Origin of the sequence: Chryseobacterium sp. Leaf404 (assembly GCF_001424145.1) — a bacterium.
GTDB lineage: Bacteria > Bacteroidota > Bacteroidia > Flavobacteriales > Weeksellaceae > Chryseobacterium.
The window spans coordinates 13,545-33,334 of record NZ_LMQM01000004.1; the positions used below are offsets into that span (position 1 = coordinate 13,545).

General features: G+C 36.7%; 24 protein-coding genes. 8 read left to right on the forward strand and 16 right to left on the reverse strand.

Features of this window, described 5'->3' with window-relative positions; translation table 11 throughout:
- The first annotated feature begins 5 nt into the window (after positions 1-5).
- Positions 6-1,067, forward strand: a complete 1,062-nt coding sequence (locus ASG31_RS04800) for a DUF5074 domain-containing protein (RefSeq protein ID WP_056028724.1) — start codon at positions 6-8, stop codon at positions 1,065-1,067.
- Positions 1,068-1,179: 112 nt separating this feature from the next.
- On the opposite strand, the gene ASG31_RS04805 is transcribed toward ASG31_RS04800, so the two are convergent.
- The 9 genes from ASG31_RS04805 to ASG31_RS04845 form a co-directional block, all read right to left on the reverse strand.
- Entirely contained in the window at positions 1,180-2,601 is a 1,422-nt protein-coding gene (locus ASG31_RS04805) for a CCA tRNA nucleotidyltransferase (protein ID WP_056028726.1), read from the reverse strand.
- A gap of 471 nt (positions 2,602-3,072) precedes the next feature.
- Entirely contained in the window at positions 3,073-3,621 is a 549-nt protein-coding gene (locus ASG31_RS04810) for an L-threonylcarbamoyladenylate synthase (protein ID WP_056028729.1), read from the reverse strand.
- 65 nt (positions 3,622-3,686) lie between these two features.
- Positions 3,687-4,115, reverse strand: coding sequence for an IS200/IS605 family transposase (gene tnpA / locus ASG31_RS04815; RefSeq protein ID WP_056028732.1), 429 nt, complete (start codon positions 4,113-4,115; stop codon positions 3,687-3,689).
- 152 nt (positions 4,116-4,267) lie between these two features.
- Entirely contained in the window at positions 4,268-4,771 is a 504-nt protein-coding gene (locus ASG31_RS04820) for a DinB family protein (RefSeq protein WP_056028736.1), read from the reverse strand.
- 111 nt (positions 4,772-4,882) lie between these two features.
- Positions 4,883-5,323, reverse strand: a complete 441-nt coding sequence (locus ASG31_RS04825; protein ID WP_056028739.1) for a GNAT family N-acetyltransferase — start codon at positions 5,321-5,323, stop codon at positions 4,883-4,885.
- Between the two features lie 29 nt (positions 5,324-5,352).
- Positions 5,353-5,832 carry a nuclear transport factor 2 family protein gene (locus ASG31_RS04830; protein ID WP_056028742.1) on the reverse strand — a complete coding sequence of 160 codons (480 nt, stop codon included), beginning with the start codon at positions 5,830-5,832 and terminating at the stop codon, positions 5,353-5,355.
- A gap of 16 nt (positions 5,833-5,848) precedes the next feature.
- A complete protein-coding gene (locus ASG31_RS04835; protein ID WP_262483837.1) occupies positions 5,849-7,063 on the reverse strand; it encodes a cystathionine gamma-synthase in 1,215 nt (404 codons plus the stop codon).
- A 10-nt stretch (positions 7,064-7,073) separates the two neighbouring features.
- Entirely contained in the window at positions 7,074-7,400 is a 327-nt protein-coding gene (gldC, locus tag ASG31_RS04840) for a gliding motility protein GldC (protein WP_056028746.1), read from the reverse strand.
- A 60-nt stretch (positions 7,401-7,460) separates the two neighbouring features.
- The gene (locus tag ASG31_RS04845) at positions 7,461-8,447 is read right to left on the reverse strand and encodes a hypothetical protein (RefSeq protein ID WP_056028867.1); all 987 of its coding nucleotides are present in this window, start codon (positions 8,445-8,447) and stop codon (positions 7,461-7,463) included.
- A gap of 43 nt (positions 8,448-8,490) precedes the next feature.
- Here ASG31_RS04845 and ASG31_RS04850 point away from each other — a divergent pair, with 43 nt between their 5' ends.
- From ASG31_RS04850 to ASG31_RS04870, 5 genes are all read left to right on the forward strand, one after another.
- The gene (locus ASG31_RS04850; protein WP_056028747.1) at positions 8,491-9,024 is read left to right on the forward strand and encodes a GNAT family N-acetyltransferase; all 534 of its coding nucleotides are present in this window, start codon (positions 8,491-8,493) and stop codon (positions 9,022-9,024) included.
- A gap of 11 nt (positions 9,025-9,035) precedes the next feature.
- Positions 9,036-9,827 carry an NAD(+) synthase gene (gene nadE / locus ASG31_RS04855; protein WP_056028749.1) on the forward strand — a complete coding sequence of 264 codons (792 nt, stop codon included), beginning with the start codon at positions 9,036-9,038 and terminating at the stop codon, positions 9,825-9,827.
- Positions 9,828-9,908: 81 nt separating this feature from the next.
- The gene (locus ASG31_RS04860) at positions 9,909-10,415 is read left to right on the forward strand and encodes a ribonuclease domain-containing protein (protein ID WP_056028752.1); all 507 of its coding nucleotides are present in this window, start codon (positions 9,909-9,911) and stop codon (positions 10,413-10,415) included.
- A 112-nt stretch (positions 10,416-10,527) separates the two neighbouring features.
- Positions 10,528-11,013, forward strand: a complete 486-nt coding sequence (locus ASG31_RS04865; RefSeq protein ID WP_231433815.1) for a matrixin family metalloprotease — start codon at positions 10,528-10,530, stop codon at positions 11,011-11,013.
- Between the two features lie 41 nt (positions 11,014-11,054).
- Complete coding sequence (locus ASG31_RS04870; RefSeq protein WP_056028756.1) at positions 11,055-11,378, forward strand: barstar family protein; 324 nt, start codon at positions 11,055-11,057, stop codon at positions 11,376-11,378.
- A gap of 119 nt (positions 11,379-11,497) precedes the next feature.
- Here the strand turns inward: ASG31_RS04870 and pafA are convergent, their stop codons facing one another.
- The gene (pafA, locus tag ASG31_RS04875) at positions 11,498-13,141 is read right to left on the reverse strand and encodes an alkaline phosphatase PafA (RefSeq protein WP_056028759.1); all 1,644 of its coding nucleotides are present in this window, start codon (positions 13,139-13,141) and stop codon (positions 11,498-11,500) included.
- A gap of 613 nt (positions 13,142-13,754) precedes the next feature.
- Between pafA and ASG31_RS04880 the strand changes: the two genes are divergently transcribed.
- On the forward strand, positions 13,755-14,825 hold the full coding sequence (locus tag ASG31_RS04880) for a tetratricopeptide repeat protein (protein WP_056028761.1): 1,071 nt from the start codon (positions 13,755-13,757) through the stop codon (positions 14,823-14,825).
- Positions 14,826-14,839: 14 nt separating this feature from the next.
- Here the strand turns inward: ASG31_RS04880 and ASG31_RS04885 are convergent, their stop codons facing one another.
- Complete coding sequence (locus ASG31_RS04885; protein ID WP_056028763.1) at positions 14,840-15,214, reverse strand: Fur family transcriptional regulator; 375 nt, start codon at positions 15,212-15,214, stop codon at positions 14,840-14,842.
- A gap of 98 nt (positions 15,215-15,312) precedes the next feature.
- On the opposite strand from ASG31_RS04885, the gene ASG31_RS04890 reads away from it, so the two are divergent.
- Positions 15,313-16,218 (forward strand): NAD(P)/FAD-dependent oxidoreductase, encoded by a 906-nt coding sequence (locus ASG31_RS04890; RefSeq protein WP_056028765.1) that lies wholly within the window; start codon positions 15,313-15,315, stop codon positions 16,216-16,218.
- 82 nt (positions 16,219-16,300) lie between these two features.
- Here ASG31_RS04890 and ASG31_RS04895 read toward each other — a convergent pair whose 3' ends face one another.
- From ASG31_RS04895 to ASG31_RS04905, 5 genes are all read right to left on the reverse strand, one after another.
- Positions 16,301-16,837 carry a hypothetical protein gene (locus tag ASG31_RS04895; RefSeq protein ID WP_056028767.1) on the reverse strand — a complete coding sequence of 179 codons (537 nt, stop codon included), beginning with the start codon at positions 16,835-16,837 and terminating at the stop codon, positions 16,301-16,303.
- A gap of 125 nt (positions 16,838-16,962) precedes the next feature.
- Complete coding sequence (locus ASG31_RS18510) at positions 16,963-17,130, reverse strand: hypothetical protein (RefSeq protein WP_157844440.1); 168 nt, start codon at positions 17,128-17,130, stop codon at positions 16,963-16,965.
- Positions 17,131-17,190: 60 nt separating this feature from the next.
- Positions 17,191-18,228 carry a hypothetical protein gene (locus ASG31_RS04900; protein ID WP_056028769.1) on the reverse strand — a complete coding sequence of 346 codons (1,038 nt, stop codon included), beginning with the start codon at positions 18,226-18,228 and terminating at the stop codon, positions 17,191-17,193.
- Positions 18,229-18,328: 100 nt separating this feature from the next.
- The gene (locus tag ASG31_RS18515; RefSeq protein WP_157844441.1) at positions 18,329-18,493 is read right to left on the reverse strand and encodes a hypothetical protein; all 165 of its coding nucleotides are present in this window, start codon (positions 18,491-18,493) and stop codon (positions 18,329-18,331) included.
- Entirely contained in the window at positions 18,490-18,921 is a 432-nt protein-coding gene (locus ASG31_RS04905; protein ID WP_056028771.1) for a hypothetical protein, read from the reverse strand. Before ASG31_RS04905 ends, ASG31_RS18515 begins: the two co-directional genes overlap by 4 nt.
- Between the last annotated feature and the right edge of the window lie 869 nt (positions 18,922-19,790).

Genomic DNA, 19,790 nt, shown 5'->3' on the forward strand with positions numbered 1-19,790 from the left:
TATAAATGAAAATCAGTAAAATTTTATCTCTTGCATTTGCTTCGGCACTTTTATTTAATGTTTCGTGTAGCAATGACGATTTTACCATGGTAGAAAAGCCATTAACCTATGAAAACGGGATTCTTGTAGCGAACGAAGGAGGTTTTTCTACACCTACAGCAGAAGTTTCTTTTGTGAGCAGCGACCTTGGTACACTTTACAACAAAATTTACGATGCCAACAATAAAGAAATTTTGGGAAATGTTTTGCAAAGCATCGGTTTCAGTGGAGACAAAGCGTATCTGGTTTCGAATGTTCCCAACAAAATTGATATTGTAAACCGTTACTCTTTCAAAAAACAGACAACAGTAACTACCAATCTTGATAACCCAAGATACATTGCTTTTTCTGGAAGCAAATATTTTGTAACGAACAACAATTTTTCAACCGTTAAAAAACTGAATATTTACAACAGTGACAATACTTTTGTGAGCAGCATCAACTTTCCAAGATTTTCAGAAAAAATAGTGGAAGCAGGAGGAAACATCGTAGTGCAGACAGATGGTACAACCTACGCTTCTACTCCACCGTACGCAGAAATGGCTACCGGCTACACAGTAACTGTAGTAAACCCTTCAAGCAATGCTGTATCATCAACAATTATGCTTCCGAGCAACGGAATTATCAGAGATCTTATTTCTTACAACGGATCTGCTTACGTTTTAGCTTCAGACAATACAACATCGTATATTTACAAGCTTAATGCAACAGCGGGAACTTTTTCTACCACCACTTTAACAGGCATTTCGGCCGCACAGAAATTGAGAATTGACGGGGATAAATTCTATTTTGCAGACAGCACCAACAAAATTTACACCATGGCACTTACAGCTACTGCAGCGCCTACAGCTTCCATTGTCACCACTCCGGGAACTCTTTACGGGTTTAACGTGATTGACGGTAAAATCTACGCTTCAGAAGCGAGTTTCTCTTCAGACAGCAAAGTTCATGTGTACAATGCTGCCAACGGAACACTTTTGAAAACATTTACAGCAGGCATCGGAACTAACGGTTTTTATAAAAACTAAATTTCAGATAAACTCAATAACAAAAAATCGGCTCGCATGGTGAGTCGATTTTTATTATGCGTGACCGTAAATTCGGAAGATCTTTAAACATTTTTAAGCTGAAGCATTACTTTTAAACTAAACTGAGACCGAGCTTTTCTGCTTCAGAAATCACAAATCTTCTTGCTTCTTCACTGTCATTTCCAATCTCGCCTTCCAGAATTGCTTCCTTCACTTTTTCTTTTAAAATTCCGATTTCACGACCGGGTTTCAGATTAAACATCTCCATAATTTCTTCACCGGAAATAGGCGGCTGGAAATTTCTTACCTGATCTTTTTCTTCCACCTCTTTTATTTTCACAGCCACATACTGGAAATTCTTCTTAAATCTTTCCTGTTTTCTGGAATTTTTGGTGGTAATATCTGCCTTGCAAAGTGTAAATAAGTCTTCCAGATCTTCGCCTGCATCAAACAAAAGCCTCCTCAGTGCAGAATCTGAAGCATCATCGGTAACCAAAGCGATTGGACGTGATGAAAGTTTTACCATTTTCTGAACGTATTTCATATCTGCATTCAACGGTAATTTCAGTTTCTGAAATAAAGTTTTGACCATTTTTGAACCTAAAAACTCGTGCCCGTGGAAAGTCCAGCCTGTTCCTTCCACAAATTTTTTGGTTGGAGCTTTTCCGATATCGTGGAGCAATGCCGCCCAGCGAAGCCAAAGATTGTCGGTATTCTCTGAAATATTGTCGACCACTTCCAAAGTGTGGTAAAAATTGTCTTTGTGCGTTTGCCCTTCCACTTCTTCCACGCCTTTCAGATCAATCAGTTCCGGAATAATGAGTTTCATTAAACCTGTTTCTTCCATTAATTTTAAACCCACCGAAGGTTTCTGAGAAAGCATGATTTTATTAAATTCAACCATAATTCTTTCCATGGAAACAATTTTGATTCTTTCGGCTTCCTGTTTTATGGCTTCAAGAGAATTTTCTTCTATGGTAAAATGTAAAGTTGATGCAAAACGAACTGCTCTCATCATTCTCAACGGATCGTCGGAATAGGTTTGTGCCGGTTCTAAAGGTGTTTTGAGGATTTCTTTCTGCAAATCACCAATCCCATCAAAAGGATCAATCAGTTCACCGAAATTATCTTTATTTAGAGAAATCGCCATCGCATTAATGGTAAAATCCCTTCTTTTCTGATCGTCTTCAATGGTTCCTCCTTCCACTTCCGGTTTGCGGCTGTCTTCGGTATAACTTTCCTTCCTTGCTCCAACAAATTCCAGTTCGAGGTCTTTGTATCTGATCATCGCCGTTCCGTAGGTTTTAAAAACGGAAACTTTCATTTTCGGATCAATTTCCTTTCCTACATTTTGAGCCAGGTCAATTCCGCTCTGTTCGGTTACAAAATCGATGTCTGTTGACGCTTTTCTTTTCATTAAAAGATCACGCACATAGCCACCAACGATGTACACCGATTGGTTATTGGCTGCAGCGACTTCAGAAATGATTTTGAAAAGTTTGAGGTTTTGATTTTGATTGAGGTTGATGAACATTGTTTATGCGGGATGATAATTAATGTACAAAGATAAATATTTACGGTAAGTTTCTTAACCACAAATTGAAAATTAGACGAAGTCAAAAGTCACAAAAGATTATGACACATCAGTCACATAAGTTTAAATTTAATACTTTGAAAATATTTAGATCACATAAGTTTGAAAATCAAAGATTTTCAGTTTGGACGTCCCAAGTCTCTGTTCAAATCTGCGATAAATGTACTTCATACTACAAAGTCACAAAAGATTTTTTGATACAGTAGTCACATGAGTTTTAAAGTTTTATACATTGAAAATATTTAGAGCAAATAAGATTGAAGGCTTCGACAGGCTCAGCCTGACATCGTTTATTTATAATTATCTTATAAACTTCATTCTGGGCGCATCGAAGAAGTTTTAATGATTGAGTTTTAAACAATAACGTATAAAAAAATCCGTGAAAATCTGTGAAATCTGTGCGACACTACATTACTCTCTCAAAACTTTTATCCTGTTATCACTCCAGATTTTTATCACCGAAGAGCCTGAATATTCTGAAACTTTCTCTCTGTTTTCTTCTACTGCATAATCCACAAGGTCAATAATTTCGGGAGAAATATCAGAAAATCTCAAAGGACTTTTATCGCCACTGAAATTAGCTGATGTAGAAACTAATGGCTTATTAAGTTTTGTAATCAGTTTTTTGCAATACAAATCTTTTACAAGGCGTATTCCGATGCTTCCGTCTTCTGCAAGCAATTCCTGAGGCAAACCTCTTGGGTTTTGATACACTAAAGTAACCGGTTTTTCACTTAAATCCATAATTTCCCAAGCCATTTCCGGAACGTCAACCAAATCTTGAAGCCTCTTTTCAGATTCCACCAAAATAATCATCGATTTATTTTTATCGCGCTTTTTGATATCGAAGATTTTGTTGATGGCGTCGACGTTTGTGGCATCACAGCCGATTCCCCAGATGGTGTCGGTGGGATAAAGGATGGTACCGCCGGATTTTAATATTTGTATGATGTTTTCCATAATTCAATAGGGGTGGGCTTTAGCCCGCCTTCAAAATTAAGCATTCATCAGGCTTTAGCCAAAACTTACATTTTAAAATTATATTTTTCAATAAACTCTTGAAACTCGTCTGCAAAACTTTTGTGCTGATGATGTTTTTCCTGATTTTTAATATAATTTCTTACTAATTCTGTTTTCGACTCTGAAACTGAAACCGCAAAATACTCGTCTTGCCAGGAAAATTTCTCTTTTGTTAGATTATTTTTATTAATCCAATGAGAAGATTCTCCCTTTATCAATTGAACAATTTTTTCTATATTTTGATTTGAACCTAAAGAAATCAGGCAGTGACAATGATCGGAATACCCATTGACCATGTCCATAAAAATTCCTTTATCAGATGCATTTTCTTTAATGTGTCTCCAAACTTTCACTCTTAAATACTTAGTATTTAAAAATGGTGTTCGATTAGAAGTAGAAAATACGACATGGATATAAATTTTAATGAAAGGCATTTGTGTAGTTTTGCTAAAAATAGTAATTTTTTATATTTTGGCTAAAGCCAATGAACATTTAAATGAGAAAACGGGCTAAAGCCCGTTCCTATTGATTATGTATTATGAAAAAATTCAGATGTTTTATTTATAAACTCGTGTGATGCAAATGCTCACAATTTCGGCAAATACCTTTCCTCCACCACATTCAAATGATGAATATTATGACCAACAATTAATTTACAAATGGTTTCAACAGAAATCTGGTTTCCATTGGCAATGCCTGTATTTTTTAAAACTTGAGGATTTAAAGTTTCGAGCAGAATCTGAGAAGATTTTCTTACCCATTGATATTCTTCCAGCAAAGATTCCAAACTTCTATCGTTTGCGAATGAATTTGCTGCATATTTTTCTTCATCAAAACCAGGCAAATCAGACTTTTCTCCCCTTGCAAAAGATAAAATCCGGTATTGAAATATCCTTTCAGTATCGGACAAATGGAGAAGTACTTCTTTTAAAGTCCATTTTCCTTCGGCATAAGCAAATTTTGATTGATTTTCTGTTAAATAAGAATACAGAGAAACAGTTTTCCCACCAATAATTTTTAATTCTCCCAACCAGTTTTCTGATGGAATTAAATCTAAATATCTCTGGATGTATTTTTGGAAATCGGTCATCTTTAATATGAGTAATGAGTAATGAGTAATATTTTTAATGTAACAATGTATCAGTTTAGCAATGTAGCAACTAAAAAAATTGGTAAACTCTCACATTGGTAAATTGTTACATTATGAAATTTTCCATTCGTAGAAATTTACGTCATCGTAGAGTTCAAATCCACAGGCTGGATATAATTGGTTTCCGATATCATTTGATTTTCCGGTTTCGAGGAGAATTCCTGCTGAATTTGTAGATTTTGCCCAATATTGGGCTTTTTCGATTAACTGTTTTGAAAAACCTTTTCCCCTATAGTTTTCATTAACAAACAGATCATTCAACAGCCAATACCGCTTCATTCTTGTTGAGGAAAACAATGGATAAAGCTGAACAAAGCCAACCAACCTATCCTCGTTTTCAACTACAAAAATTTCGGAATCCTTATTTTCAATTCTTTCTTTCAAAAAAATTTCAGCAGCAGGAATATCGGAATCTTTATTGTAAAAAACTCTGTATTGGTCGAATAATTCTGATAATTGAATTAAGTCTTTTTGATTTGCTTTTCTTGTCATAATACACTTGAAAACTTTGACAAAGTTGATTATAGATGATGGTCGTAACTCAAAACACGTTTCATTTTCCAGTTTTCACCTTCCAAAATCCATAAAATATTGAATTTTGCGCGGCTTCCTCTGTGCCATTTTCCTTCGTAAAATTCAGCAAAATCATGCTCGCCTTCCTGAATGAATGCATACAGAACATTGTTTTTGTACATCGGGAAAACTTTCATGCTGTCGGGAACCAATTCCCGCTTCACTTTATTCGGTCCGCCGCAGATATTATTTTTTATCGACGCTGTGAAAGCCTCTTTTCCGGATGTAATTCCGCCTTTATCGTGATAAAATTCGAGGTCGTTGCTGATGATGGAATCGTAATGAGAAAGATCACATTTATTAAATCCTAAATCAAAAATCAAACTGTCTAATTTCTTAGCCGTTTTGTACAACTCATCGGTATTTTTCACCTGAGAGAAAACAATCTGGCTTAAAATAAGGAACAGCACAATATGCATCTTTCTCATCAGATATTATTTACAATTAAGAAAATGCTCTTTCCAAATCTGCGATCAAATCTTCTGCATCTTCAATTCCTACGCTTAAACGAACCAAATCATCGGTAATTCCCAATTCTGCACGTTTTTCTGCAGGAATAGAAGCATGAGTCATCAGCGCAGGATGATTTGCCAAAGATTCTACTCCTCCCAAAGATTCAGCAAGAGTGAATACTTTTACTCTCTCTAAAAATCTGATAGCGTCTTCTTTTTTTCCTGATTTGAAAGTGAAAGAAACCATTCCACCAAAATCTTTCATCTGAGTTTTTGCCAGTTCGTATTGCGGATGAGATTCCAATCCCGGATAAACTACCTGCGCAACTGCAGGATGAGATTCAAGGTATTTTGCTACAGCCATTCCGTTTTCAGAATGTCTCTGGACTCTTAATGCCAAGGTTTTAATACCTCTTAAAACCAAATAAGAATCGTGTGGACCTAAAATTCCGCCGCTCGCAAACTGAATGAAGTGAAGTTTTTCTCCCAGTTCAGCGTCTTTAGCGATCAAAGCTCCGGCAATCACATCCGAGTGACCTCCTAAATATTTTGTAGCCGAGTGCATCACAATATCCGCACCTAAATCGATTGGTCTTTGAAGATAAGGCGTTGCAAACGTATTATCAACCGCAACTAAAATATCTTTTCCTTTTGCGATTTCTACAACAGCTTTAATGTCAACCAGCTTCATTAACGGGTTGGTTGGAGTTTCAATCCAGATTAATTTGGTTTTATCTGTAATTACATCCGAAATTTTTGAAACATCATCAAAATTCACAAAGATAAATTTCAGCTGATATTTTTCGAAAAGTCTGGTGAACATTCTGTAAGTTCCACCGTATAAATCGTCTACAGCAACGACCTCATCGCCTGGATTTAATAATTTTAAAACACAGTCAATCGCAGCCAGACCGGACCCGAAAGCCAAACCTCTTGTTCCGTTCTCGATGCTCGCCAAAGAGTCTTCCAAAGCCTGTCTTGTAGGGTTTGCCGCTCTTGAGTATTCATATCCCGAATGCACTCCCGGACTTTTCTGTGCGAAAGTTGACGTTAAAAAAACAGGAACATTCACAGAACCAGTTGCAGATTCATGATGTTGCCCACCGTGTATTACTTTTGTATTGAAATTCATTGTATTATAATTTTGGTTGGAAGCTGGATGATGGAAGCTGGATGTCTTAAACTTACAACATCCTGCATCCGGCACCCAGCATTTATTACATTTTTATTGCCGATTTTATCGCAAACTCTTCAGCCATCTGCTCGATCCACTCTGCAACATCTTCTTCGCCTGTTGCTCTCTGGTAGGTATTTCCCATTGAAACGAAAATCTGGTGCATAAACATTTTCATTTGGTCTACGGGCATTTCTTTTGTCCAAAGGTCGATTCTTAAAGCTTCTTTTGCTTTTTCGTCCCAAACAGAAATCATAAAAGCTTTCGTATCCTGTTTATTGATGCCGCCGTCTTCTGCGTTCCACGTGATGTTTTCGGGAACGTGATTTTCGTCCAGCTCCACGTCTATTGTAATCTGAGTTTTTCTCATTTCTCTATTTTCTAATATTTATTTTTCTGTCTAAATTATACTGCTCATCTCCCCACTTCCCTACTCCTCAAACTTCGGCTTATATCCCGCTTCATTAAAAATCTGAGTAGCGTCTTTCTTTATAAAATCCTGAAGTTTTGTATCCTGATTTTTGCTGAAATAGGATTTGCAGATCTGCCATCCCGTGAAAACGCCAATCATTGGTGAAGATTCATTATCTATTTCCGTATAAAATTTTGAGAACGGTCCGGGATTGATAAATCTTTCCACCAAACGGTGATCATCGCCGAAAATAAGATTACTTTCAACAAAATAATTGTACACGTTGGCTTCATTATTTTTTGCCCAATCGTACTGCTCTTTCGTGTAATCCATTTTCAGATAATCCGGAGTTTCCGGTAAAAAAGCATCCTGAAGCATCATCACTTTTCCGCTGTAAATCATTAAATCAACAAATTTCTGATGATCAGTTGAAAAAGGAACAATCTTCTCCGCAAAAATTCTTGAAATCTTAGGAACGATATTGCTGGGGTTCATTGATTTTTGAAAATACAGCTCCAGTCCTTTGTAATTTGGATTTTTAAAACCCATAAATCCTGTAATGTCTACAAAAAGAAAATTGGTTTTTTCATCATATAAAATCGGCTCCTGAATCATTTGTAATGAAGATGAAAAAAGAAAAACTTTTGGAGTTTTAAATTTTGGAAAATAATATTTGATGTGCGAAAAAAGGTCATTTAAATCTTTCTCAAGCTTTGCCTGGTCGATTTTTGAAGCCGCTTCCTGATACAGTTTAATTTCCTGAGGATCAGTTCGTCTCTTTGCAAAATCTTCATTCGGAACACTTCCCTGAAACCAAGGAAATTTCGTCTGAAACTGCTCCAGAGAAACTTTAGAATCAAAAAACTCCTTTGAAATATCGGTCATGGAAACTTTCTCAGCAGGTTGCGTGATTTCCACCTTCCACTGTGCTTCATTTTCTTTTTTACATGAATTTAAAGCTAAAACTAAAAGGCATGAAACTGCCGCAATTCTAAAAATCTTCATTATTTTTACATGAAATTTAAGTTTACAAAAATAAGTAAAATTAATGGCAAAAATATTCATTGAAACCGAAAGACTTATCCTGAGGGAAATAATTCCTGAAGATGTGGAAGCATTTTTCGCAATGGATAGCAACCCTGAAGTGGTAAAATATGTCGGAATAAAACCATTGACCGACATCAGCCAAAGTGCAGCCATGATTGAAAGCATCCGAAATCAATATACAGAAAACGGAATCGGAAGATGGGCTGTTATTTTAAAGGAAAACGGAAAACTGATTGGCTGGAGCGGTTTAAAACTGATCAAAGAAATCAACAATCATCAGAATATTCACGATCTTGGCTATCGATTCACACCAGAATACTGGGGAAAAGGATATGCTTCAGAAACTTCAGTTGCAGTTTTGAATTATGGTTTTATTGAAATGAAACTTGAAACAATTTTTGCGTATGCTGATGTTGAAAACCACGCTTCCAATCATGTTTTGAGAAAGCTGGGTTTTGAAGAAAAAGGAACGTTCATCGATGAAGGCGATAACTGCTTTTGGTTTGAACTTAAAAAAGAAAATTTTAAATATTAAAAATATAAATAATGCAGACACAAAAAGTAATTGATCATATTGTACACTGGTTGAAAGATTATGCCGAAAAATCAGGTGTAAAAGGTTATGTTTTGGGAGTTTCCGGTGGTGTAGACTCAGGAGTGGTTTCTACCTTGGCAGCGATGACGGGTTTAAAGACCTTACTGATTGAAATGCCCATCCGTCAGAAAGAAGATCAGGTAAACCGTGCGTGGGAACACATGAATGATTTAAAATCCAGATTCCCTAATGTTGAAGCAATGTCTGTGAATCTGACCCCGGCCTTCGAAGAACTGTATAAAACGTTTGATGTTCATGACGATGAATTTCCAAATGAAAAACTGGCTTTTGCGAATACCAGAAGCCGTTTGAGAATGCTTACCCTGTACTATTACGGACAAATCAACGGACTTTTAGTATGTGGAACAGGCAATAAAGTGGAGGATTTTGGAATCGGTTTTTATACAAAATACGGCGACGGCGGGGTTGACATCTCTCCTATTGCAGATCTTTATAAAACAGAAGTTTATGCCTTGGCGAAAGCTTTAAATCTGGTTAAAAACATTCAGGAAGCGATTCCTACAGATGGTCTTTGGGATGCCGAAAGAACCGACGAAATGCAGATTGGAGCCACTTATCCTGAACTTGAAAAAATTCAGAAAGAATGGGGAACAAAAACGGAAGCGGATTACGACGGTAGAGATTTGGAGGTCTTTAAAATTTTCAGCAGAATGAATAAAGCTGCACAACATAAAATCAATCCGATTCCGGTGTGTGATATTCCGGAGGAGTGGAGAAATTAATTAATGTAACAATTTACCATTGTAGCAGTTTACCAATTGATTGTTACATTGATACATTGTTAAATTGTTAAATTGAATATTATGAATTCTAAAACACGATCCCTCTTTTTCGCCTGTCTCGGACTTCTTTTCGGAATGTCTGCGATGTATGTTTATAATAATTTTATTGCAGAGAAGAAAGATCCTGTCAAAACTGAAGAAAATTCCAAAACTTCAAATAATTCTGATTACAAGCAAGAAAATAAAGTTGAAAACAATAGGGAAATTTATTCGATCACTGAAGCGACAACAGTAATTAGTTATGTGAAAAAAAATCATAAGCTTCCTGATTATTATTTAACCAAAAACGAAGCAAAAAAACAGGGCTGGAATCCTTCAAAAGGAAATCTGTGTGAAGTTTTGCCTGGAAAAGCAATTGGCGGAGATTACTTTGGAAACCGTGAAGGAAAACTGCCGAAAGGCGAAAAGTATTTTGAAGCCGATGTTAATTACCGTTGCAGAAACAGAAATTCAGACCGAATTGTTTTCACTAAAAAAGGAGATGTTTATTTGACTAAAAATCATTATAAAAGTTTTGAAAAACAGTAAATTTTTGCTTTTCGCACTTCTCTTTTTACTAAGCAACTCTTGCAGCGATAAAAAGAGCAACCCCGTTAAGGACAAAAAAGGAGTTGTTATTTTGATTCAACCTTTCAAAGACATGAATTCGGAAACCACAAAATGTGTTGCTGATCAAATTAAAAATGTTTATCCACACATAAAAGTTTTGGAATCTATCGATCTGCCGAAAGAAGCTTATTATAAAGACAGAAATCGATACAGAGCAGATTCCATCATTAAATATTTAAGTCAGAACACAGAAACTGGATTTGTAAAAATTGGCTTAACAACCAAAGACATTAGCACAACAAAGGGAGTAGTGAAAGATTTCGGAGTCATGGGGTTAGGCTTTCGACCAGGGAAATCCTGTGTTGCATCAAGTTTCAGATTAAATAAAAAAAATAAGAACGAACAGTTTTTTAAAGTGGCAATCCACGAGATTGGGCATACACAAGGTCTTGACCATTGTCCGGAAAAAACATGCTTTATGAGAGACGCAGAAGGAAAAAACCCAACCGATGAAGAGATTGATTTCTGTAAAAAATGCAAGACTTTTCTTAAAAATAAAAACTGGGAGTTCAATTAAATTCATAAACTCTTACCTTTGCAACTCTTAAAAATTAAACTATGAACACAATATACATCGACTTCGCAGACCTTGGTGATTACGAAGATTTTTATACGCAGCTGAAAGAAAAAGTAAAACTTCCGGAGCATTTTGGGGATAATCTGGATGCACTTTCTGATGTGATTTCCGGCGAACTGGAAATGCCTCTGCATCTTGAATTTGTTAATATGAGCGTTGATCAGCTTGAAATTTTTGAAGATCTTCTGACAACTTTGGAGGATGCCGAAGATGAAGTGGAAGATTTTTCTTTTGCGTACTACATCGAGCAATATGAAGACGATGATGAAAATGATACTGATGATGAAAATGATACTGCTGAATAGTTTTCGTAAAATTTTTCGCTAAAACACAAACCTTCAAGGTTTTTAAAGCCCTGAAGGTTTATAAAAATAAAGAATCCCCGCAAATTAAATTTGCGGGGTTCTGTTTGCATTTCAATAAATTATTTCCCTAAAACTTCCGTCAACGGTTGGCCAACGTTTCCACTTGGGTTTTCAATTCTTAAAAACTGTGCGATGGTTGGTGCAATATCCGTCATAAAATGTGGCGCATTGCTTTCTCCCTGCGGAACTTTCCAGCCCATAAAAATCAGTGGAATGTGGGCATCGTAAGAATTCCATACACTGTGTGTGGTTCCTTTTTTAGCATAAGTAGGCAGCATTCCGTCATGAGAAACGATTTGAATATCGCCGCTTCGCTGCCAGTTGTAACCATTGATCACTCTGGACTTAATCGGTTCCGGAATGGGTGCGCTGCCGGCTTCCTTCAAATCTACAGCGAATAAAACGCGTGAGTCTTTGTTGAGATTCTCGATGATGCTTTTTTTAACCGCAGATTCATCCAGCTTTTTCTCGTTAATCAACTGATGATTTAGGTAAATCTGATAATTATCAATTCCTAAAATTAATTTGCTTGAGGCGTATTTTGTTTCCAATTCGGCACCTAAATTTTTCTCTAAACCGTCATCAAAAAATCCGGACAGCATTTTATTTTCTTTCATGTAACCCTCCGCGTGCGCTCCACCGTGGTCAGCAGAAAGGAAAACCAAATATTCGCCTTTCCCTACTTTTTGGTCAAGCATTTTAAAGAAATTTGCTAATTCTATATCCAGTCTTAAGTACGTGTCTTCCACTTCAATCGCATTGGGTCCGTAAGCGTGACCTACGTAATCTGTGGAAGCAACGTTGATGGCAAGAAAATCAGTAATTTGATCTTTGCCCAATTGATATCCATCAATAGCGGCTTCTGCAAATTTTAATGTATACGTATTTCCAAAAGGTGTTGTTCTCAAAACACCTTTATTTAATGCAAAATCTGCCGCAAGATTGTTATAGGGGAAAGTAGGATTTTTCGCAGTTCCCACAGGTTTTTCCCAAGGCACGTCGTCTCTTGTACTTTCTGTGTATTCGGTGATGGGTAATAAAGTATTCCATCCGTTGGCAACTAATTTTTCTGCTAACTTTCGATCATTGAATTTATTTACCCAATCCGGCAAACTGCTCATGTAATAAGAACTTGTCACAAAATTTCCGTTGGTTTCATCAAACCAGAAAGCACCTGTCGGATTATGTCCGGCCGGTAAAATAGACGCTCTGTCTTTCAGTGAAACGCCGACCACTTTAGATTCATAATTACTTGCAATTCTCAGCTGATCTGTGATAGTAGTGCTCCAGAGATTTTTCGGGGAATGACCACCTATCTTGTCATTAGTACCCACTCCTTTTGCATCTGCGTCTGCAGTACAGTACACGTTTTTCCCGGTTTGTTTATCCGTCCAGTCATTTCCCGCAATCCCGTGAATAGCAGGAACCGAACCAGTATAAATAGTGGTATGACCGATTGCCGTAACCGTCGGAACATAAGGAATCATCACATTATTAAACGAAAAACCTTTGTTGAGCATTCTTTTAAACCCATCTTCACCGTACTTATCATAAAAACGGTAGAGGTAATCCCACCTCATCTGATCGATCACCAAACCGACAACCAATTTTGGTTTTTCTAATTGAGATTTTTTATTTTTCTGCGCATTTACCGTCATTAAAGAGATGAAAGTAACTGCCGCAATAGAAATTTTCCTAAACATTAAATATCTTTTTGTGCTGACAAATTTAAAGATTTTGAAAGTTTTGGTGTGTGAAATTTTATTTAAATTTTTAGAGATATTTCATTACAATGAATCCAAATAATTGCATAATATTTAACTGAATATTTCATTTTTAAGAACCTTCTCAGTAATTTTGGAATAATCCATCCTCTAAATAAATGCTGTAATGAAATTTGTCATACATTCCCTTTTATTTGTTTCAATATTGCTGTTTGGCTGGCTTTTGATGAGCAACGTCAATCTGATTAACGTTGCCTCCACGCTAAATGAATCTGAAATCCATTCATAAACCGCTGCAGTAAACAGTTTTACAGACATTTACAAACTAAGGGAATTTACAATTGAGAAAATCAATAACATCAAGGTCATCCGCAACAGATTTTCAGAAAATGCTTATGTGAGAATTTCAATAATTGCTGTTTTAATTCTTGTACAGATCATTCTATACACTACATAGACAAAGCAGATTGAATTTTAATCCTAAATACGGCTCATAAGATGACAGATGAAGATTCCTGATAAAATTTAGAGAAATATTCAAAGTTCGGAGAAAAATTTCGATATTTACATAAAACTAAATCCTTCTGTTTCCATGAAAAAAGTCTTTGTTTTCGTTATTTTTTTATTTGCAGTTCATCAAATTTGTGCTCAGGACAAAACCTATAAATGCGAAAAAGTATACGATGCGGTAAAACTGATTGATGCAGAAAAATATGATGAAGCCATTGCCATGCTCAGGGAATGCGAAAAAATTGACCCGCAGGAATATACCTATCCTTACGAAATTGCATTAGCTTTCACCTATAATAAAAAGTACAATAAAGCAATAGATCAACTCCTAAAAATAAAAAATTACGAAAACCTCCGCGCCGATTATTATCAGCTGCTGGGAAACAATTATGATTATCTTGAAAAGCCGGAGAAGGCTATTGCTATTTATGATGAAGGTTTAAAAAAATTTCCGAATGCGGGAAGACTCTATCTGGAGCGCGGTGTTGTTTTTGAGTTTGAAAAAAAATACGACGAAGCTATTGCTTCTTACGAAAAAGGAATGCGTGTGGAGCCCAATTATCCGTCAAACTATTACAGAGCAGGAAGACTTTTCATGAATTCTCAAAACACCATGAAAGGACTTATATACGGTGAAATTTTCGTAAATCTCGAGCGAACAACAAAGCGCACAAAAGAAATAAGTAAGATGCTTTTTGACACATACAAAACGGCAATTAAAATTGAAAATCAAAATAAAGTACAAATCGCTTTTTGTAAATCTGTGCAAATAGATGTTTCTGATGTCAACAACGAGAAGCTGCCTTACTGCATGGTTTTTGAGAAAAATATACTTTTTTCTGTGATAGGTCACGATAGTTTCAGTCTTGCATCTTTTGCCAAAATGAGAGAAAGATTCCTGAAGGAATATTATCTTAAAGATATTAAAAACTACCCGAATATTCTCATTGAGTTTCAAAAAAAAATGGAAGACAACAATGTCTTTAATGCATACAATCACTATCTCTTTCAAATTGGTGATGAGCAGGGATTTGATGCATGGCAAACCGCAAACAGTGCAGAATATGACAAATTCGTTGACTGGTACACCAAGACAGAAAACGGTTTAGAAATGAATCAGAAGGGCGTTTTTATTTCAGATCAAATCAAATAGTTTTTGATTAAATTTCAAGCACACTCTTTGCAAACTCCCGTCAACACACAATTTACACTTTCCACAGAATACCCTTTCTCAAGAGAAAACTGCACGGCAATCGGCAAGCATTCTATTGTTTCACATTTTGTGCATCTGAAATGAAAATGATGGTCGGCCAATTTCTTTTCGTCACATTTAATGCAGACAGCAAAATACTGTTTTCCATCTTCGGCAACAATTCTGTGGAGAATTCCGTCTTCACAGAAACGGTTCAGCACGCGGTAGACCGTCGCTCTATCCATATCTACAGCAACTTTTTTCATAACAGCTTCCTGGCTCATCGCTTTTTTTGAATCTGCCAAAACATTTAAGACTGCTTCTTTTGCGGGTGTACTTCTTCTTTTCATATTTATTAATGCGATAATGTTGCAATAATAAAAATTTTATCTAAATTTGACAAACATTTCAAACAAAATTTTGTCTTAATTTTTTTAAATCAAAAATTATGAATCCAACACAATACGACGTCATCATTATCGGCGGAAGCTACGCCGGACTTTCGGCTGCAATGGCTTTGGGAAGATCACTGCGAAAAACTTTGATCATCGACAGCGGAAAACCCTGCAACGAACAGACACCTCATTCTCAAAATTTCCTGACTCAGGATGGAAAATCACCTAAAGAAATTTCAGCTTTAGCGAAAAGTCAGGTTTCCAGATATGAAACTGTTGAATTTCTTGACGGCAAAGCTGTTTCGGCCAAAAAAACTGATTTTGGTTTTGAAATTGAGATTGAAGACGGTGAACAATTTAATTCAAAAAAACTGATTGTGGCAACAGGAATTTTGGATGAAATCCCAGACATCAAAGGTTTTAAAGAATCCTGGGGAATATCGCTGATTCACTGCCCGTACTGCCATGGTTATGAATACAGAGGCAAAAAAACTGGGATAATTGCTAATGGTGATAAGGCGTTTCATATTTCTTCACTCGTAAAAAACCTAACTGATAATGTGACGGTTCTAACAAGAGGTAAAGCTGAGTTTTCCGAAGAACAGTTAGAAAAATTGAAGAACAACAAAATCGAAATCATTGAAACCGAAATTACCGAACTGAAACATGAAAATGGTTACGTAAAAAGTCTGATTTTTGAAGACGGAAAAGAAATTGATTTTAAAGCAGTGTACGGTGCATTTCTATTTGCGCAACATTCTTATATTCCAGAAAACTTAGGTTGTGAGTTGACAGAATTTGGTCATGTTAAAACTGATTTGTTTCAAAAAACAAACGTTGCGGGAATTTTCGTCTGTGGCGACAATTCTTCGGTGATGCGCTCGGTAGCCAATGCAGTATTGACGGGAAATGTAGCGGGAGTAATGGCGAATATGGAACTGGTGAGGGATTGTTTTTAAGCCTGATAATCTGAAAATAGGAAGATAAAAACAGGCTGCCTTAAATTAATTCTGACAGCCTTTTTTATGTTACTTTAAAATCTTAAGCCTTCCAGAAAGACCAGACTGTTCCGTTAAAAAAAGCAAGAACTTTTCTTGTAGTATCGTAAACCATCATCCCAGGTGCCGGATTGACGATGCTGGTTTGCGGATTGGCAACTTTAGGCAAAACCATAGCTTTGTTTTTGTCTTCCAATACCAAAATTCCAGGCGTGGAAGTAGGTGTCCCGATGCTCACTTTCGCATCTGAAGACTCCTCGGATGCATTCTGGATGGTAATCCCATTGATGTTGGTCACAGGATCCGTAGTTTTTCCTGTAGTATCAACAGAAAGATCTTTCCAGCCGCCGGAATATTTAACTTTTACCTTGTGCGTTGCTACATCATAAGCCATAATTCCGTTTGCAGCTGTGATAAGTTTTGAAACATTGGTTACCCAGTGCAAAATCATACCCCTGTTCTGGTTACTTCCAAACTCCAGCGATACTGAATTATTGGAAATACCCGGCTTTCCTATTGCCACCTGTGCGTGGGCAAGCATTGTGCTCTGCAAAATACTGAGCGTTAACAAAATTCTCATTTTTTTTCTTTTTTTCTTTTTTTTAGTGTGACTAAGTCTGTGTGGCTAGAATCCTCTACCTGTAACTCTGTGTACGATTCACTTTTTTATGTTGGTTGAATATCGTTGTGCTTTGAAATTATTACTTAATAAAGATCCGGGCAGGTTTGCTCTTTGAAGCACTTCCAGCCAGCAGCTGTACCATCAGTGTTAATCTGAAGACAGTCCTGAGAAATGTTGTAAACCATCATCCCTTCTATCAGGTCAGCTGTAAGAATATTTGCAATCTGTGCAGCAGTAAGTCTGTTAGGCACAAATCATTTGGTTTTAGATTCAAGGGCAGTCCATGCTCCTTTTCTCACCATTGGCCAGTTTCAGTTTACCGAACCTGCTCTCTGTAAAGAAGTAATACCTGAATTTGTATCTAAAATGGTTCCCGTAAGCTGAGTATTTTTGTAGCAGACGCAGCCGTCTAAATCTGAATCCTGTGAAGAACCAATTCCCTGGCCGGCATCACCTCCAATATCTGCTGGGCCACCAGAGTTTACAAGTACCGGAATACCATCAGCATCTACGTTTCCGGTAATTCTGCCAGTGGTACTTATTTGAGAATACTTTACGTTTTCATCCCCTTCTATGGCATCCAGGCAGGTATCATAATCAGAATTAAGATCTAATCTGTTTGGGACACCATTATTGTTGGTATCTAAATCACCGCAGTAAGACTGCTGCACTACAAATGCCCAGATATTGGCAAAAAGTCTGTCTCCATTTGTAGAAATTGAGCTTCCGTTAGAGACATTGACACCTCCCAGGTTTGTTAGAATATCCACATCTGCTATAATTAAATCATTATAAAGACCGTCGATGTACATTACTGGCCTATCGTTATTATCTGTAGCTAATGGCTGTGGCGAGCATACAGAATTGCTGGTATTAAAATAAGCCTGATAGCTCCCGTTTTGATTAACTTGTGTAATTGTACCGAAAGGACCGTTGAGAATAGGTGACACTGCACCATAAGCAGTTGGCCTGTCTGGGTTTTGATTTCCCTGTGTGATGGTAGCGCCCCAGGCCAGAGACTGAATCTGGGTAACGACTAAAAAGTTCTGCGCCGCATCATCAGACCAGTCTTTTACAGCATCCAGCTCTGCAGCAGACAGATATGAATTTACGGAATTATCTATCCCTCCAAGAAAAACAGCATTAAGATTTGCATTTACAATGGAGGCTTTTGTGATAGTTCCCGTCATTAGGACCAAAACAATATTGGCTTTTACCATTCCATTTGTGCCGAAATTGGCGGTATTCTGCAATTTTAAAGTTCCGGAGCCATTCATGTACTGCCCATCAAAAGTATAACCGTTATCGCCATCTGTATCCCGCGAATTTGGAATATACCCTATTCTCACAGTTTGACCATTTAAAACGCAGGCGTTTTCAAAAATATCAAGAATACCATCGTTATCATCATCAAGATCACAAATATCTGCAAGACCATCGCCATCAGAATCAAGGTGAATAGTTGGTAGGACATGACACGGTTATGATATTGGCAGGTGTGGCGGCTATCTTTTCAAGTCTGATATTATCAATATAAAAATCATTATTGGCATTTTGAGCAAGGCTACTCCTCAAAGAAATTTTCACCTGATTTCCCACACATGCCGTTATCATTGCAGGCATTTTGGAGTACAGTTCTGTGGCATTCCCCAGTTTGCCAGCAGATTCGGAGTGGCTGTGTATCCGGCATTTACAGTGCCGAGGACCGCGTTGTTGGCTACATCTCTTATATCGAGAGTAATCCACACAGGGCTGTTTACTACGTAGGTATTAAAAGAAACTTTATAAGTTGCGCGCAGATCCACAGTTGCTGCTCTCTGGTAAAAGGGCGTGAGTGTAGTACCCGCATTGATCACCATTACCGCTCCGATTGATGTTCCAGACATATCTCTCACAATGGTGGTTTGCGAAGTGGCACCTGCAGCAGCGGCGCCTGTAGCGTTATAAGCTGCCGTCCACAAATAGAAATCATTAGGATCATTCTTCACCTGAGATCTGATGTATCCCGGAGCCACTACCGCATAATGATTGTTGTCTGTCATCTAAGAATCATACACGTTATTTGCAGATGCGCTGTAAGGTGAACCAAAGACAAAACTGCCTGCGGGCATATACGATGAAGTCTACCTTGATGTTGCCGTTCTGAAGCCTTCAAAAAAGACAGCCTTAGCATTAAATCCTGTATTAAACAATACTAAAACAGACAGATAGAAAATTAAATTTATTTTATTCATGAGCAAAGATTTTCTACGACGGTACTTTTGGTACAGTCAGTTTTTTAGTTTTAACAATTCAGTATTTTTTGACAAAAAAGTATACCTGCAAAATCTTCAGGAGAAAAAATTGCATATTACTTTTTTAAAGTAAAATCAGTGAGTTGAAGTATACAATGCGAATGCAAGGCACAGTCGGTTTTCGAAATTAAATAGCTTAGTGTTTGGGAAATTTTTGATCAGGTTTAACCAATCAACAGGAATTACTGGTCACAGCATTGTTTTGAAGGTAGTGTAACATTTTTTCTTTTTTTTAAGTGTTTCATCAATGAAAATATCTATTGCTACCTGTGCACTCCGGTTTTAATACAATGTATAGCATAGAGATACGGTGATGAAGACTAAATGATGAAAATCTCAGAAAAGAACCTTGGGATTTTTACATAGATCTGCTTTACCATTTTTAGATAACAACAGAAATAATTTTTGGAGAACAAGAATAAATGTACTGTGACTGTGATCATAACAGGTTGTAAAAAAAGATAAATTAATTGTACTTATTCTTTTACAGTTAAAATTACGGGAAATTTTTTTTGATAAATTTGCAAAATAGCTATAATTATTTCATTAATTAAACAAATATATCTTTGTTTAATTATAAAAAAAAAGACCTGATAAACTATATCACTAATATTTAA